Origin of the sequence: Sphaerotilus natans (genome assembly GCF_900156335.1) — a bacterium.
GTDB lineage: Bacteria > Pseudomonadota > Gammaproteobacteria > Burkholderiales > Burkholderiaceae_C > Sphaerotilus > Sphaerotilus natans.
Genome location: NZ_FTMZ01000004.1, coordinates 72,765 through 87,193 on the forward strand (window position 1 = coordinate 72,765; position 14,429 = coordinate 87,193).

10 protein-coding genes are annotated in these 14,429 nt (G+C 69.6%); 9 read left to right on the top strand and 1 reads right to left on the bottom strand.

Annotated elements, in window-relative coordinates:
* The first annotated feature begins 105 nt into the window (after positions 1 to 105).
* From BW996_RS21225 to BW996_RS05095, 3 genes are all read left to right on the top strand, one after another.
* Positions 106 to 741 carry a hypothetical protein gene (locus BW996_RS21225; protein ID WP_139330755.1) on the top strand — a complete coding sequence of 212 codons (636 nt, stop codon included), beginning with the start codon at positions 106 to 108 and terminating at the stop codon, positions 739 to 741.
* Between the two features lie 89 nt (positions 742 to 830).
* Entirely contained in the window at positions 831 to 4,010 is a 3,180-nt protein-coding gene (locus tag BW996_RS05090; protein ID WP_037477502.1) for a type I restriction endonuclease subunit R, read from the top strand.
* Between the two features lie 208 nt (positions 4,011 to 4,218).
* Positions 4,219 to 4,968 carry a M48 family metallopeptidase gene (locus tag BW996_RS05095; RefSeq protein ID WP_051631444.1) on the top strand — a complete coding sequence of 250 codons (750 nt, stop codon included), beginning with the start codon at positions 4,219 to 4,221 and terminating at the stop codon, positions 4,966 to 4,968.
* Here the strand turns inward: BW996_RS05095 and BW996_RS05100 are convergent.
* Entirely contained in the window at positions 4,940 to 6,727 is a 1,788-nt protein-coding gene (locus BW996_RS05100; protein ID WP_037477500.1) for an alkaline phosphatase D family protein, read from the bottom strand. The genes BW996_RS05095 and BW996_RS05100 overlap by 29 nt on opposite strands.
* A 122-nt stretch (positions 6,728 to 6,849) precedes the next feature.
* Between BW996_RS05100 and BW996_RS05105 the strand changes: the two genes are divergently transcribed.
* The 6 genes from BW996_RS05105 (at position 6,850) to BW996_RS05130 (ending at position 14,421) form a co-directional block, all read left to right on the top strand.
* Entirely contained in the window at positions 6,850 to 8,325 is a 1,476-nt protein-coding gene (locus BW996_RS05105; protein ID WP_051631443.1) for an AAA family ATPase, read from the top strand.
* 34 nt (positions 8,326 to 8,359) lie between these two features.
* Positions 8,360 to 9,841, top strand: coding sequence for a VWA domain-containing protein (locus BW996_RS05110; protein WP_037477498.1), 1,482 nt, complete (start codon positions 8,360 to 8,362; stop codon positions 9,839 to 9,841).
* A gap of 21 nt (positions 9,842 to 9,862) precedes the next feature.
* A complete protein-coding gene (locus tag BW996_RS05115; RefSeq protein ID WP_051631442.1) occupies positions 9,863 to 10,783 on the top strand; it encodes an MBL fold metallo-hydrolase in 921 nt (306 codons plus the stop codon).
* Positions 10,784 to 10,841: 58 nt separating this feature from the next.
* Entirely contained in the window at positions 10,842 to 11,612 is a 771-nt protein-coding gene (locus BW996_RS05120; protein ID WP_037477496.1) for an SHOCT domain-containing protein, read from the top strand.
* A 78-nt stretch (positions 11,613 to 11,690) separates the two neighbouring features.
* The gene (locus BW996_RS05125; RefSeq protein ID WP_037477494.1) at positions 11,691 to 13,181 is read left to right on the top strand and encodes an AMP nucleosidase; all 1,491 of its coding nucleotides are present in this window, start codon (positions 11,691 to 11,693) and stop codon (positions 13,179 to 13,181) included.
* A 64-nt stretch (positions 13,182 to 13,245) separates the two neighbouring features.
* On the top strand, positions 13,246 to 14,421 hold the full coding sequence (locus BW996_RS05130; protein ID WP_037477492.1) for a GGDEF domain-containing protein: 1,176 nt from the start codon (positions 13,246 to 13,248) through the stop codon (positions 14,419 to 14,421).
* Positions 14,422 to 14,429 lie beyond the last annotated feature (8 nt).

Consider the following 14,429-nt stretch of genomic DNA (forward strand, 5'->3'; position numbering starts at 1 on the left):
AAATCGGAGTCAATTATGCTACGTATTACCATGCTCGCGTTGTGCGTTTTCACCGCAAGCGGCTGCTCTCACATCTCCGACAGAAAATTCTCGCCAGAAGAAACCATGAACCCACCCAAGATTCATGGTGCGAACGATGAAAAAGATCTTTCGAAAAATGCCGAAAAAATTCCAGTGGACGACTATTTCAATGCTCTCAGACTGGCGCAGCCAATTTATAGAGAAAAATCAATTGAATTACCACAAAACAATCAAGCGGCTATCGAAAACTATGTATCAGAAGGCATCGGACTAGTTGACTCCTACTGCAGCAGATGGTTTAGAAAAATAGACGATCTGAGTCGACTTCTTAATTATCAGAGCGAAAACCTGAACGTAATCACACAACTCGGAACGACACTTCTTGGCATTGGCACAGCAAACGCCAACTTCATCACAGGCTATGGTGCCGCAACTGCCGCGATTGCCGGAATGTCAAACAATGTAAACAGCTCATTCTTCGCCACGCCCACTGCCTCAAAAGTTCAGAGGCACATAGAAAACCTCATGAAGGATGAGGCCACGGCACTCAAATCCGCAGCAAAAAACAATCAACTCAATTTCAAGGACGCTTATACACGCCTAGAAAAATACGCGGACCTATGCACCCATGCTCGAGCAAAGGAAGTCGTTGAATCCGCCTTAGACTCGACGAAGACCGAAATAAATCATGGCGTAATGAAAAGCATCTCCATCAAATAGCCCAACTACACGAATATATTCCCCTTGCCAAACAACGACACCGGATCACAAAATGGATGATGCCGTAGAATTGAGGCAAGGGGAGCGCCATGACCAAATCCATCAATCAAAAAGAATCCACCACCCAAGCCCGAGTGACTCGCCTCTTCACCGAGTCCCTCGGCTACACCTACCTCGGCCGCTGGTCCGACCGCCCCGACAACCGCAACATCGAGCCCGCCCTGCTGCGGGCTTTTCTCTTGGCGCAGGGCGTGGACGCCGCACTCGCGGACCGCGCCATCTACCAACTCGAACAGACCGCCAACGACCGCGTCCAGCGCCTGCACGACCGCAACCGCGCCGTGTACGAGCTGCTGCGCTACGGCGTCAAGGTGCGCCCCGACGCGGGCGAGCAGACCCGCGATGTCTGGCTGATCGACTGGAAACACCCCGAGCGCAATCACTTCGGCATCGCCGAGGAAGTCACCGTCAAGCCGCACGACCCGCGCGCCCACACCAAGCGCCCCGACCTCGTGCTGTATGTCAACGGCATGGCTCTGGCCGTGATCGAGCTGAAACGCTCCACCGTCTCGGTGTCCGAAGGCATCCGCCAGAACCTCGACAACCAGAAACCCGAATTCATCGAAGGCTTCTTCTCGACGCTGCAGTTCGTCATGGCCGGCAGCGACACCGAGGGCCTGCGCTACGGCACCGTCGGCACGCCCGAACGCCATTACCTGACCTGGCGCGAAGACGGCGCCGACCTCGCCGACGACCCGCGCAGCCCGCTCGACCAGCACCTCGGCTGGCTCTGCAACAAGGCGCGGCTGCTGGAGCTGATCCACGACTTCGTGGTGTTCGACAGCGGGCGCAAGAAACTCTGTCGCCACAACCAGTATTTCGGCGTGCGTGCCGCCCAGGCCCGCCTGCAGCGCCGCGAGGGCGGCATCCTCTGGCACACGCAAGGTTCCGGCAAGAGCCTGACGATGGTGTGGCTGGCCAAATGGATCCGCGAACACATCCGGGACGCCCGCGTCCTCATCATCACCGACCGCACCGAACTCGACGCCCAGATCGAAAAGGTCTTCCACGGCGTGCAGGAACAGCTCCACCGCACCCGCGACGGCGCCGACCTCGTGTGCGTGCTGGGCGACGACCGGCCGTGGCTGATCGGCTCGCTGGTCCACAAGTTCGGCGGCGTCAGCCGCAAGAGCGCGCGCGCCGACAACGACGGCGATGCGGGCGACGTGGCCGGTTACGTCCAGGAGATCCGCAAGGCGCTGCCCCCGGGCTTCCGGGCGCGGGGCCGGCTCCACGTCTTCGTGGACGAATGCCACCGCACCCAGTCCGGCCTGCTGCACGAGGCGATGAAGGCCATCCTGCCCGACGCGGTCTTCATCGGCTTCACCGGCACGCCGCTGCTGAAAAGCGACAAGCAACGCAGCATCGAGGTCTTCGGCGGCTACATCCACACCTACAAGTTCAACGAGGCGGTGCGCGACCGCGTGGTGCTCGACCTGCGCTACGAGGCGCGCGACATCGACCAGCGCATCACCTCGCAGCGCAAGATCGACGACTGGTTCGAGGCCCACACCGCCGCGCTGACCGACCTCGCCAAGGCGCAGCTCAAGGCCCGCTGGGGCACGATGCAGACGCTGCTGTCGAGCCGCAGCCGGCTGGAGCAGATCGTGGCCGACATCCTGCTCGACATGGCCACCCGCGACCGCCTGAAGAGCGGGCGCGGCAACGCGATGCTGGTGGCAGGCAGCGTGTACGAGGCCTGCCGTTACCACGACCTGTTTGCGCGCACGCCGCTGGCCGGGCGCTGCGCGGTGGTCAGCTCCTACGTGCCGAAGGTCGCGGACGTGAAGGGCGAGGCCACCGGCGAAGGCGTGACGGACGCGCTGCAGAAATACGAGACCTACCGCCGGATGCTGGCCGACTGGTTCAAGCTGCCGCCGGATGAAGCGGTGCTGCGCATCGACGACTTCGAGACCGAGGTGAAGCAGCGCTTCATCGACGAGCCGGCGCAGATGCAGTTGCTGATCGTCGTGGACAAGCTGCTGACCGGCTTCGACGCACCGCCCGCGACCGTGCTCTACATCGACAAGCCGATGCGCGACCACGGCCTGTTCCAGGCGATCTGCCGCGTCAACCGACTGGACGGCGACGACAAGGAGGTGGGCTGCATCGTCGACTACAAGCACCTGTTCGAGCGCGTCGAGGGCGCGATCCAGGACTACACCCGCGGCGCGCTCGACGGCTACGACGCCAGCGACATCGCCGGCCTCATCACCAGCCGCATCGACAAGGCCCGCGAGCGGCTGGACGAGGTGCTCGAATCGGTGCGGGCGCTGTGCGAGCCGGTCGAGACGCCGCGCACGATGGAAACCTACCTGCGCTTCTTCTGCGGCACGGCAGCGGGCGACGCGGCGGAACTCAAGGCCCGCGAAGGCCAGCGGCTGGCGCTCTACAAGCTGACCGCGGCGCTGGTACGCGCCTATGCGAACCTCGCGGGCGATTTTGCGGAAGCTGGCATCACGCCCGACGAAGCGACGGCGCTGAAAGCCGAGGTGACGCAGTTCGAGGCGGTGCGCAGCGCGGTGAAGATCCGCAGCGGCGACTACATCGACCTGAAGGCCTACGAGCCGGCGATGCGCCACCTGATCGACACCTACGTGCAGGCGGGCGACAGCGAGAAGCTCTCGGCCTTCGATGACCTGACGCTGGTGCAGATGCTCGCCACACGCGGCCCCGAAGCGGTCGAGGCGCTGCCGGACGGGCTGCGCACCAGCCCCGAGTCGGTGGCCGAGACGATCGAGAACAACGTGCGCCGGGTCATCATCGACGAGTCGCCGGTCAACCCGAAATACTACGAGCGCATGTCGGCGCTGCTGGACGCGCTGATCGCGCAGCGGCGGGAACAGGCGATCGACTACGCCGAGTTTCTCCAGCAGGCCAGCGCGCTGGCGCGGCAGGTGCAGTCGCCATCCTCCAGCGCGGCCTACCCGCGCGCCATCGACACGCCCGGCAAGCAGGCGCTGTTCGACAACCTCGGCCAGAACCAGCCGCTCGCGCTCAGCGTCCACCACGCAGTGATCACGCACCGCGAGGACGACTGGCGCACGGTCAACGCGAAGATGAAGACACGCAAGCTGCGCACGGCGATCAAGCTGGCCTTGGGTGCGCCGGGCGTGCTGGTCGCAGCGGAAGGCCACGGCGTGCAGGAAGACCTGGATGCGCGGGCGGACCGTATCCTTGAGCTGGTCCGGAACCAGCCCGAATACTGATAAATCCTGAGGCCCCTGACACCGTCATGCCCGCGCAAGCGGGCACCCACGCAGTCCGACACCCGCGCGCATCGTGGATGCCCGCTTGCGCGGGCATGACGGACGCGCTGGAACGCGCGCTCCAGCCCGCCGAGCCGGGTTGCCCGCTTGCGCGGGCATGACGGCGTGCCAGGACAGGCCAAGAATCGACAACATCCAACGTCCGTCCATGCCATCGACGCCGCCCCACCATCTCGACATCAGCGGCCTGCGCATCGAGATCGCCCGCCAGCGCATCAAGCACCTGCACCTCGGCGTCTACCCGCCGGACGGCCGCGTGCGTGTGGCGGCACCGCTGGCGGTGGACGATGAGGCGGTGCGACTCGCGGTCGTGCAGCGGCTGGGCTGGATCCGCCGCCAGCAGGCCCAGTTTGCGGCACAGCCCCGCGAGTCACGGCGCGAGATGGTCAGCGGCGAGAGCCACCAGGTCTTCGGTCAGCGGCGCCGGCTGCGCGTGGTCGAGGTGGACGCACCGCCCAAGGTGGAACGCGTCGGACTGACGACGCTACGGCTGCAGGTGCGCCCCGGTGCGGACCGGGACCAGCGTGAGCAGGTGCTGCAGAACTGGTACCGAGTCGAACTGAAAGCGCTGATCCCGGCGCTGCTGGCACGCTGGCAGCCGGTGCTGGGCGTGGAGGCCAGCGCCTGGGGCGTCAAGCGCATGAAGACAAAATGGGGCAGCTGCACGCCGGCCAGCGGACGGATCTGGCTCAACCTGGATCTGGCTCGCCAGCGACCCGCCTGCATCGAGTACGTTCTGGTGCACGAGCTGGCCCATCTGCGGGTGCGCCGGCATGACGAGCAGTTCACCGCACTGCTCGACCACGCGCTGCCGTCCTGGCCGTCATTGCGATCTGAACTGAACCAGACGCTGCTGCCCGCCAGCAGCGTCAGCCGACCTCCACCGTCCCGGCGTTGACCCGCAGGGTCTTCTGCGACAGCAAGGGGCTGGCCGGCGCCGTGCCATCCGCATTCAGCGGCCGGACCTTGTGGAAGGTGACGTCGAACGATGTCGCGGTCACGACCGCCGACGCATAGCCCTGGGCGTCATGGTCGGCATGGCGCAGGTCCGGGTTGTGCGCCTGCAGCGTCGCGTCAAAGATGGCCGGCGTGGCGGCCAGCGCGGCCAGCGGCGTAGTGCCGGCCCCGGCCTTGATGTAGCTGTAGAAGCTCGAGCTGCTGATGCCGGCGCTGACGAAGTCGACCAGCACCGGCGTGCCCACGGCCGGATCGGGATCGTCGCGCACGACGTGGCACTGGAAGGCGTGCAGGTCGCCGGTGATGGCCACGACATTGCGGATGCCGGCGGTCTTCAGATGCGCCATCAGCTCGGCGCGGTGACGGGTGAAGCCGTCCCAGCCGTCGGCGTTGACGACATAGAGCGCGTTGTACGGCGCCGGCGCCAGCGTGCGCAGGTCCAGCCCCATGCGGCCGAGCGTGACCTCGTTGCCCCAGACCTTCCAGGTGGCGCTCGAAGCCTGCATCGTGGCCTTCCACCACGCGGTCTGGGTGGCGCCCAGGATGGAGGGCGCGCGGCCGAGCGCGGCGGTCCGAGCCGCCTCGAACTGCGCCAGCACCGGCTGCTGCACGAAGTAGCGCGCGCCGATGGAGTCGCTGCCGTTGACCGGATCGTGGCCCTGGGCCGCGGCGAGGGTCGCCTCGTCGACCACATGGTCGTCGCGGTAGAGGCGCTGGTCGGTCATCACCAGATGCATCAGCGTGCCGAAGCGGAAGTCGCGGTAGATGCGCAGGTTGTCGTAGGCCGCGTTCGCCGTGTCGAACGAGACATCGCCGAAGTCGACCGGCATGTACTCGACCCAGGCCTGGCTGGCGGCGCGGCGCCGGGCGGTCTGCTGCAGGTTGGCGTTGGTGTAGGTCTGGTGGTCCTGCCAGCAGTCGTCGCTGAACTCGTGGTCGTCCCAGATGCCGATGAAGGCGAACTTCGCGTGCACCGCCTGCAGGCGCGTGTCGCCGCGGTAGGTGCGGTAGAGCGTGCGGTAGTCGGCCAGCGTGGTCGCGTAGCGGCCGCCGCCGGGCAGGGCCGCGCCGTCGGGCAGGCGGATCGCGCCGTGCGCCGGCTCGGCCACGCCGGCCTGGAAGGCCGCGTCGGTGGTCTCGTAGATGTAGTCGCCGACGTGGACGACGAAGTCGTGGTCGCCGGCGGCGATCAGGTCCATCGCGCCCCAGTGGTTGATGCTCCAGTCTTGGCAGGTGAACCAGGCGAACTTCAGCTGCGCGGGCGTGCTGGTGGCGGCCGGCGCGGTGCGGGTGCGGCCGGTCGGGCTGAGATCGCGGCCGGCGCGGAAGCGGTAGAACAGCGCGGTGGCCGCCGGCAGGCCGGTGACCTTGGCGCGCACCGTGTGGTCCCAGGTCGCGCGGGCGCCCAGCGCCACCGAGGCGAGCAGCGGGGCGAAGTTCTCGGCGGTCGAGACCTCCAGCGTCAGCGCGATGTCGGCGCCGCTGCCGTCGGCGCGCACGCAGCGGCTCCAGAACACCACGCTGTCCGGGCGCGGATCGCCGCTGGCCACGCCCTGCGGGAAGTGGTGGGTGCCGGCGGGCGGCAGGGCCTCGGTCTCGTCCGCGTCGCTGCCGCCACAGGCGGCCAGCCCGACCGGCAGCGCCGGCACGACAGCGAAGAAGACGGAGCGGCTCAGGAACTGGCGTCGGTCAAGCGTCATGCGTCAAGTCTCGATGAAGAATTGAAAATTCATGCAAGGCCATGCTTCGCGATGGTGACAGCTGGCGACGACCTCGGCGTGACAGGTTGCCGATACCAGAGCGGCGCACGAGAATCGCGGCCATGCCTGCTTCTGCCCTGGACGACCGCCGTCCCCTGCCCTCCCCCGAGCGCCTGCGCGCGCTGATCGACACGCTCGGCGACGGCCTGCTCGAGCGCGACACCGAGACCCGCCTGGCGCTGCTGGCCGCGCTGGCCGGCGAGCATGTGCTGCTGCTCGGCCCGCCCGGCACCGCCAAGAGCGAGCTGGCGCGCCGCCTGCATCGCGCCTTCGAAGGCGCCCCCTATTTCGAGCGGCTGCTGACGCGCTTCTCCACGCCGGAAGAGCTGTTCGGCCCGCTGTCGCTGAAGGCGCTGGAGGAAGACCGCCACGAGCGGCTGACCGCCGGCTTCCTGCCCGAGGCCGGCATCGCCTTTCTCGACGAGGTCTTCAAGGCCAACTCGGCGATCCTGAACGCGCTGCTGACGCTGCTCAACGAGCGCGAGTTCGACAACGGCAGCGGCCGGGTGCGCGTGCCGCTGCTGAGCGTCGTCGGCGCCAGCAACGAGGTGCCGGGCGACGAGGCGCTGCGGGCCTTCTTCGATCGTTTCCTGGTGCGCCTGCCGGTGGCGCCGGTCAGCGAGGCGCGCTTCGAGGCGCTGCTGCGGCTCGACGAGGGCGATAACCAGGCCCGGTCGCTGCTGCGCACGCCGCCCGAGCGCGGCCTGGACGCAGCCGAGCGCGAGGCGGTGCGCCTGGCCGCGGACCGTGTCGCGCTGAGCGACGAGGCGGTCGAGGCGCTGCACCGGCTGCGCCGCTGGCTGGCCGCGCAGCAGCCGGCGCAGGCGCTGTCGGACCGGCGCTGGCGCCAGCTCGTCGGCCTGATGAAGGTGGCCGCCGCCACCGAGGGCCGCACGCAGGTCGACGCGCTCGACCTGTGGCTGGCACCGCAGACCGCCGCGCCGCTGCCCGAGCTGGCGCCGGCGCTGCAGGACTGGTTCGCGCACGAGATCGTCGGCGCGGTGCCGCAGGACGCGCCATGGCTGACGCGGGCGGTCGAGGCGCTGGAGCGCCAGCTCCAGCTCGAGCAGCGCGCCGAGGCCGAGGAGACCGGCAGCGGCGAGAGCGATCTGGCCGGCAAGATGGCGCTGGCCCGCGCGATCGGCGGCGGGCGCGACGCGGACGGCAGCGCCGGCACGATGCGCCTGATGTCGCAGGCGCTCGACGCCGCCTCGCGCCGGCGCTGGAGCCCGGTGCATGTCGCAGCCCGGGTGGCGCAGGTCGACGAGACCCTCGCCCTGGCGCGTCCGCACCACGAGGCCGCGCTGGCCGCGGCCGAAGCCCTGTCGGCACGGCTCGAGGGCAGGCTGTGGATGCCGCCGGCCTGCGTGGCCGCGCTGCTGGGCGCGCATCTGCACACCGCGCTGGTGCTGCAGGCGCTGCTGGACCGGCTCGAGGCGGTGCGCGCCGGCTTCGCCGGCCTGCCGGTGCAGGCCACGGCCGAAGGCACGGAAGGCGCCGAAGCGCCGCCCCCCGCGCCGGTGCTGCTGGAAGACTGAAGCCCCGCCCGGGACCGCGCACCGGACCGCGTCGATGCGCCGCTCGCCCGACCTGCCGTGGAACCGTCTGGCCGAGCTGCCGCGCGAGCTGTGGCTGCCAGCCCTGGTGAGCAGCATCGGCCACGCCGAGGCGCGGCTGCGCGACACGCGGCGCTGGCAGCAGGCGCTGGAGGCCGGCACCCTGCCGCCGCCCGAGGCCGACCTGGGCGATGCCGCCGCGCTGGCCCCGATGCGCGAGGCCGCCGCCGAGCTCGGCCTGCCCGGCCTGAGCCGAGGCCGCCCGGCGATGGCGCAGCAGGTGCTGCGCACGCTGCTGTGGCATCTGGACCGCATCGTCGATCAGCAGCCCCGGCTGACGCGGGCCGAGGCCATCACGGGCGCTGCAGCCGGCTTCCGGGCCGAATGGCAGCTCGAGGGCAGCGGCTGGGACGAGCGGCTGGTGCTGCTCGACAGCCTGGGCGATCCCTCGCGGCTGAGCTGGGACGAACTGCGCGGCCATCTGCGCTCGCGCGCCTGGCGCGAGGCCCAGCAGGCCGCGGCCTGGCTGGAGCGCCTGCCGCAGCTCGCCGCGCTGATCAGCCGCCTGGGCCGCGCCGAGCGCCAGGGCGGCCCGCCGCCGCAGGACGCGCCCGAGCCGCAGGCCGAGGCCCGCGCGGCCCACGGCCTGCGCGCCGTCGAGACCCGTCTGCCCGATGCGCCCGGCGAGCTCACCGGCCTGCAGCTCACCGGGCGCATCGACCGGATGCTGGCCTCCGAGGCGGTGATGCTGCGCCACCCGCTGCTGCGCCGCCTCTGGCGCGCCCGTCAGGCCGAGTGCCGTCTGCTGGGATGGCAGTCCGAAGCGGTGCTGACCGACTGGCGCCCGGACCCGGCCGCGCCGCCGCGTGCCGCCCTGTCGCCGCCGGACCCGGAGCCGCTCGGCCGCGGCCCCTTCATCCTGTGCCTGGACACCTCCGGCTCGATGCGCGGCGCGCCCGAGAACATCGCCCGCGCGGTCGTCATCGCCGCGATGCGCGCGGCCCACGCCGAGCGGCGCGGCTGCGTGCTGATCGCCTTTGGCGGCCCCGGCGAGGTGATCGAGCGCGAGCTCGACCTGAGCCCGGCCGGCCTGCAGGCACTGATGGACCTGATGGGCCAGACCTTCGACGGCGGCACCGACGTGCAGACGCCGATCGAGCGTGCGGTCGAGCGCGTCCACCAGGCACGCTGGCGCCAGGCCGACCTGCTGATCGTCAGCGACGGCGAGTTCGGCTGCATGCCCGCCACGCTGGCGCGGCTCGACCAGGCGCGCGAGCGCTTCGGCCTGCGGGTGCAGGGCGTGCTGGTGGGCGACCGCGAGACGATGGGCCTGCTCGACGCCTGCGACGACATCCACGGGGTGCGCGACTGGCGCCGCTACACCGACGATCCGCGCGCGGTCACCGAGGTCTCGCCGGTGCACAGCCGCAGCCTGACCGCGCTGTATTTCCCCAATGCGCTGTCGGGTCGGGCCGCAAGGCATCACAAAGTACCCTAATGGGTATATAGAATCGCGGCCATGAACACCGCCGCCCCCTTCGCCAGCCAGACCACCGGCCGGCTGCGCATCGACACCTTCTTCGACGAGGCCACCTCGACCTTCTCGCATCTGGTGATCGACCTGGACAGCCGCCAGGCCGCGATCGTCGACAGCGTGCTCGACTACGACCCGAAGTCCGGCCGCACCGGCACGCGCGGCGCCGAGCGCTTGGCCGCGCAGGTCGAGGCGCTCGGGCTGACGGTGCAGTGGCTGCTCGAGACGCATGTGCACGCCGACCACCTCTCGGCGGCGCCGTGGCTGCAGGCGCGCCTGGGCGGCACGATCGCCATCGGCGCGCAGATCACCACGGTGCAGAAGACCTTCGGCGCGCTGTTCAACGCCGGCGAGGACTTCGCCCGCGACGGGCGCCAGTTCGGCCGGCTGTTCGCCGACGGCGACACCTTCGCGATCGGCGGCCTGCGCGCGACGGCGCTGCACACGCCCGGCCACACGCCGGCCTGCCTGACCTATGTGGTCGAGGATCCGGCCGACCCGCAGGCCACGCCGGCCGCCTTCGTCGGCGACACGCTGTTCATGCCCGACTACGGCACCGCGCGCTGCGACTTTCCCGGCGGCGATGCCGCGACGCTGTACCGCTCGATCCAGCGGGTGCTGGCCTTGCCCGGCGACACCCGGCTGTTCATGTGCCACGACTACCGCCCGGGCGGACGCGCGCTGGCGCATGCGACGACGGTGGCCGAGCAGCGTGCGGCCAATGTGCATGTGCACCAAGGCATCGCCGAGGATGCCTTCGTGGCCATGCGCCGCGCACGCGACGCGACGCTGGACATGCCGGTGCTGATGCTGCCCTCGGTGCAGGTCAACATGCGCGCCGGCCACCTGCCGCCGCCGGAATCCAACGGCGTGCGCTATCTGAAAATCCCGCTCGACCGGCTCTGACATGCCGCGGTGCGGAGGGGTCTGCTAGGCTGACCGGCAGCACTCCCGAGGAAACCCCATGCTCCAGCTCTCCGACACCGGCCTTCAGGCCGTCGCCTCGATCGCCGCGCGCCACGGCTTCAGCACGGAGGCGGTGACCGTGATGCTGCAGGCGGTGCAGGCCGGCGGCGGCACGATGGCGCAGTTCAGCCATCCCGAGTTCGGCGGCTCCGGCCAGTGGATGAGCGGCGGCATGCTGATGCTCGGCGACATGTTCAACCACGGCCTGAAGGCGCGGGTCGACGGCCTGTGCCACGAGCTGGCCACGCTGGCAGCCACCCGCGGCGACCTGTGGCTGAGCGCACCGGTCTTCGGCGGCGGCAGCGCCTGGTGGCCGGCCGAGCTCGGCCAGCCGGCCGCCAGCGGCGCGCAGAACCAGATGCGCTACGCCTGGTTCCCGCAGGCCCGCCGCCTGGCGCTCGACAGCGGCGGCGAGGTGTGGATCTACGACACGCTCGACCACCAGATCGGCGGCTTCTCGCAGCAGCAGGGCGGCAGCGGCGGCATCGCGATGAGCAGCCAGTTCGGCCCGGTCGACCTGGCGCGGCTGCCGGTGGTGATGCGCGGCGGCGTGCCGGTCGCGCCGGCTCCGGTGCCCGCGCCCGCCCCGGCCTTCGCGCCGATCGCCCAGATCGCTCCGATGGCCCCGCCCGCAGCGATGTCGACCGGATCCACCGGCGGCGAGGACATCCTGGCGACGATCGAGAAGCTCGGCGCGCTGCTGCAGCGCGGCCTGCTGACCGAGCAGGAGTTCGCCGCGAAGAAGGCCGAATTGCTGGCGCGGCTCTGAAACCGCAATGATCCGATCCGCAACAGTCGCATCGCGGACGGATCTACAAGAATCGGTGCGCTGCGGGCAGAATGGGCCATGTCGCGCACCGTCATCACCACCCAAAGCTTCACCGACGCCGAGGCCGCGTTTGCGCACGCCAAGGCGATCTACGACTCCGGCATCGCGCACCTGCGCCAGTCGCTGAAGGAATTCGTCGGCGGCCGCGACGACTTCGGCGGGCGGGTGCGGGCCTGCTACCCCTTCGTGCGGGTGCGGGTCGACACCGTCGAGCGCGCCGACTCCCGGCTGGCCTACGGCTTCGTCGCCGGCCCCGGCGTGCACGAGACCACGCTGACCCGGCCGGACCTGTTCCGCTACTACTACCGCGAGCAGTTCAAGCTGCTGCTGCGCAACCACGGCGTGGCGCTGGAGGTCGGGCTGTCGAGCCAGCCGATCCCGGTGCATTTCAGCTTCGCCGAGAACGACCACATCGAGGGCACGATGAGCGCGGAGCGGCGCACGCGCCTGCGCGACCTGTTCGACCTGCCCGACCTGGCGGCGATGGACGACGGCATCGCCAACGGCACGCATGAGCCGCACACCGGCCACGACGGCCAGCTGCGCCACCCGCTGGCGCTGTTCACCGCACCGCGGGTCGACTACTCGCTGCACCGGCTGCGCCACTACACCGGCACGCTGCCCGAGCACTTCCAGAACTACGTCCTGTTCACGAACTACCAGTTCTACATCGACGAGTTCGTGCGCCTGGGCCATGAGCTGATGGCCGACGACGCGGGCGAATACACCGCCTTCGTCGAGCCCGGCAATGTGCTGACGCGCCGCGCCGGCCTGCCCGCCGAGCCGGGCGACGCGCTGGGCGCGCCGCCGCCGCGTCTGCCGCAGATGCCGGCCTATCACCTGAAGCGCCACGGCCACAGCGGCATCACGATGGTCAACATCGGCGTGGGGCCCAGCAACGCCAAGACCATCACCGACCACATCGCGGTGCTGCGCCCGCACGCCTGGCTGATGCTCGGCCACTGCGCCGGCCTGCGCAACACGCAGCAGCTTGGCGACTACGTGCTCGCCCACGGCTATGTGCGCGAGGACCATGTGCTCGACGAGGAACTGCCGCTGTGGGTGCCGATCCCGCCGCTGGCGGAGATCCAGGTCGCGCTCGAGTCGGCGGTGGCCGAGGTCACGCAGCTCTCCGGCTACGAGCTGAAGAAGATCATGCGCACCGGCACGGTGGCCTCCACCGACAACCGCAACTGGGAGCTGCTGCCGCATCCGGGTCCGGAGCGCCGCTTCAGCCAGAGCCGCGCCGTGGCGCTCGACATGGAAAGCGCGACGATCGCCGCGAACGGGTTCCGTTTCCGGGTTCCATACGGTACCCTGTTGTGTGTCTCCGACAAGCCGCTCCACGGCGAAATCAAGCTGCCCGGCATGGCCAACCACTTCTACCGCGAGCGGGTCGACCAGCACCTGCGCATCGGCATCCGCGCCATCGAGATCCTGCGCCACCAGGGGCTGGACCACCTGCACAGCCGCAAGCTGCGCAGCTTCGACGAGGTGGCCTTCCAGTGAGGTGCGCTCCCTGAGATGACAGGCCGGGCACATCGCGCCCGCCTGCGGCCACGGCAGCAGATCCATGGAACTTGATGTCCGAACGCTGATGGTCGCGTTCTCGGTGAACCTGTTCGCCGGCGCGATCGCCCTGCCGACCATCATGGGCTGGCGCCGCATCGGCATCGCGGCGCGCCATGCGGTGCTGGCCACCGGGCTGCAGGCCCTGGGCTGGCTGTGCCTGGTTCTGTCGACCCTGGTTCGCAACGAATGGCCCGACCGGCTGCTGTCGACGCTGGCGATGGGCGCGATGTCGGCCAGCCTGGTCACGCTGTGGCGGGCGATCCGGCTCTGGACCGGCCATGGCCGGCCCGACGAGCGCAGTCTGGGCCTGATCGCGCTGTGGCTGCTGACCGGCCTGATGACGCTGGGCTACGGCATCGGCTTTACCAGCTACCCCTGGCGGGTCGGGTTGGCCAACGGGGTCCTGGGGCTGCAGATGCTGATGGTGGCAATGGCGGCGCTGACGCACTCGCCCGGCACGCACCGCGGCTGGCGCGCGGTGATCGCCGCCAGCATGGCGATCATGGCGACCATCACCTTCTGGCGCGGCATCCTGGGCGCCTTCTTCACCGAGAGCTATCCCTTCCTGACCGCACCGCATCCGATCAACCAGCTCTCGGCGCTGGTCAGCAGCGTGGTGCTGCTGCTGAACTCGATGGCGCTGCTGATGGCCTACCGCGAGGAAGCCGAGCGCCAGCTGCGCGAGCAGGCGATCACCGATGGCCTGACCGGCCTGCTCAACCGCCGCGCCTGGACCGAGCGTGCCGAGGTGCTGCTGGCCGACGCACGCCGCTATCAGCAGCCACTCGGGCTGATGATGATCGACATCGATCATTTCAAGCGGGTCAACGACGAGCACGGCCATGCCCGGGGCGACCAGGCGCTGCAGCTGGTGGCGCGCATGCTGCACGAGCAGCTGCGCTCGGGCGATCTGGCCGGGCGCTACGGCGGCGAGGAGTTCTGCGTGCTGCTGACCCACACCCGCGAGGGCCCGGCGCTGTCGCTCGACCAGCGCCTGCGCCAGTGCCTGCGGCTGGAGTCGGAGCAGGCGCTGGGCTTCGTGCTGGAGTACAGCGCCGGCCTGGCCGCGCTCGGCGAGAACGACCGCACGCTCGACGACCTGCTGCGCCGCGCCGACGACGCGCTCTACGAAGCCAAGCGCGCCGGCCGCGCCCAGGTGGTGCTGGCCGCACGCTGAGCCCGCAC

Coding starts and splice junctions, on each gene's coding strand:
- BW996_RS21225 (WP_139330755.1), top strand. CDS start 106: ATGAACCCACCCAAGATTCATGGTGCGAACGATGAAAAAGATCTTTCG.
- BW996_RS05090 (WP_037477502.1), top strand. CDS start 831: ATGACCAAATCCATCAATCAAAAAGAATCCACCACCCAAGCCCGAGTG.
- BW996_RS05095 (WP_051631444.1), top strand. CDS start 4,219: ATGCCATCGACGCCGCCCCACCATCTCGACATCAGCGGCCTGCGCATC.
- BW996_RS05100 (WP_037477500.1), bottom strand. CDS start 6,727: ATGACGCTTGACCGACGCCAGTTCCTGAGCCGCTCCGTCTTCTTCGCT.
- BW996_RS05105 (WP_051631443.1), top strand. CDS start 6,850: ATGCCTGCTTCTGCCCTGGACGACCGCCGTCCCCTGCCCTCCCCCGAG.
- BW996_RS05110 (WP_037477498.1), top strand. CDS start 8,360: ATGCGCCGCTCGCCCGACCTGCCGTGGAACCGTCTGGCCGAGCTGCCG.
- BW996_RS05115 (WP_051631442.1), top strand. CDS start 9,863: ATGAACACCGCCGCCCCCTTCGCCAGCCAGACCACCGGCCGGCTGCGC.
- BW996_RS05120 (WP_037477496.1), top strand. CDS start 10,842: ATGCTCCAGCTCTCCGACACCGGCCTTCAGGCCGTCGCCTCGATCGCC.
- BW996_RS05125 (WP_037477494.1), top strand. CDS start 11,691: ATGTCGCGCACCGTCATCACCACCCAAAGCTTCACCGACGCCGAGGCC.
- BW996_RS05130 (WP_037477492.1), top strand. CDS start 13,246: ATGGAACTTGATGTCCGAACGCTGATGGTCGCGTTCTCGGTGAACCTG.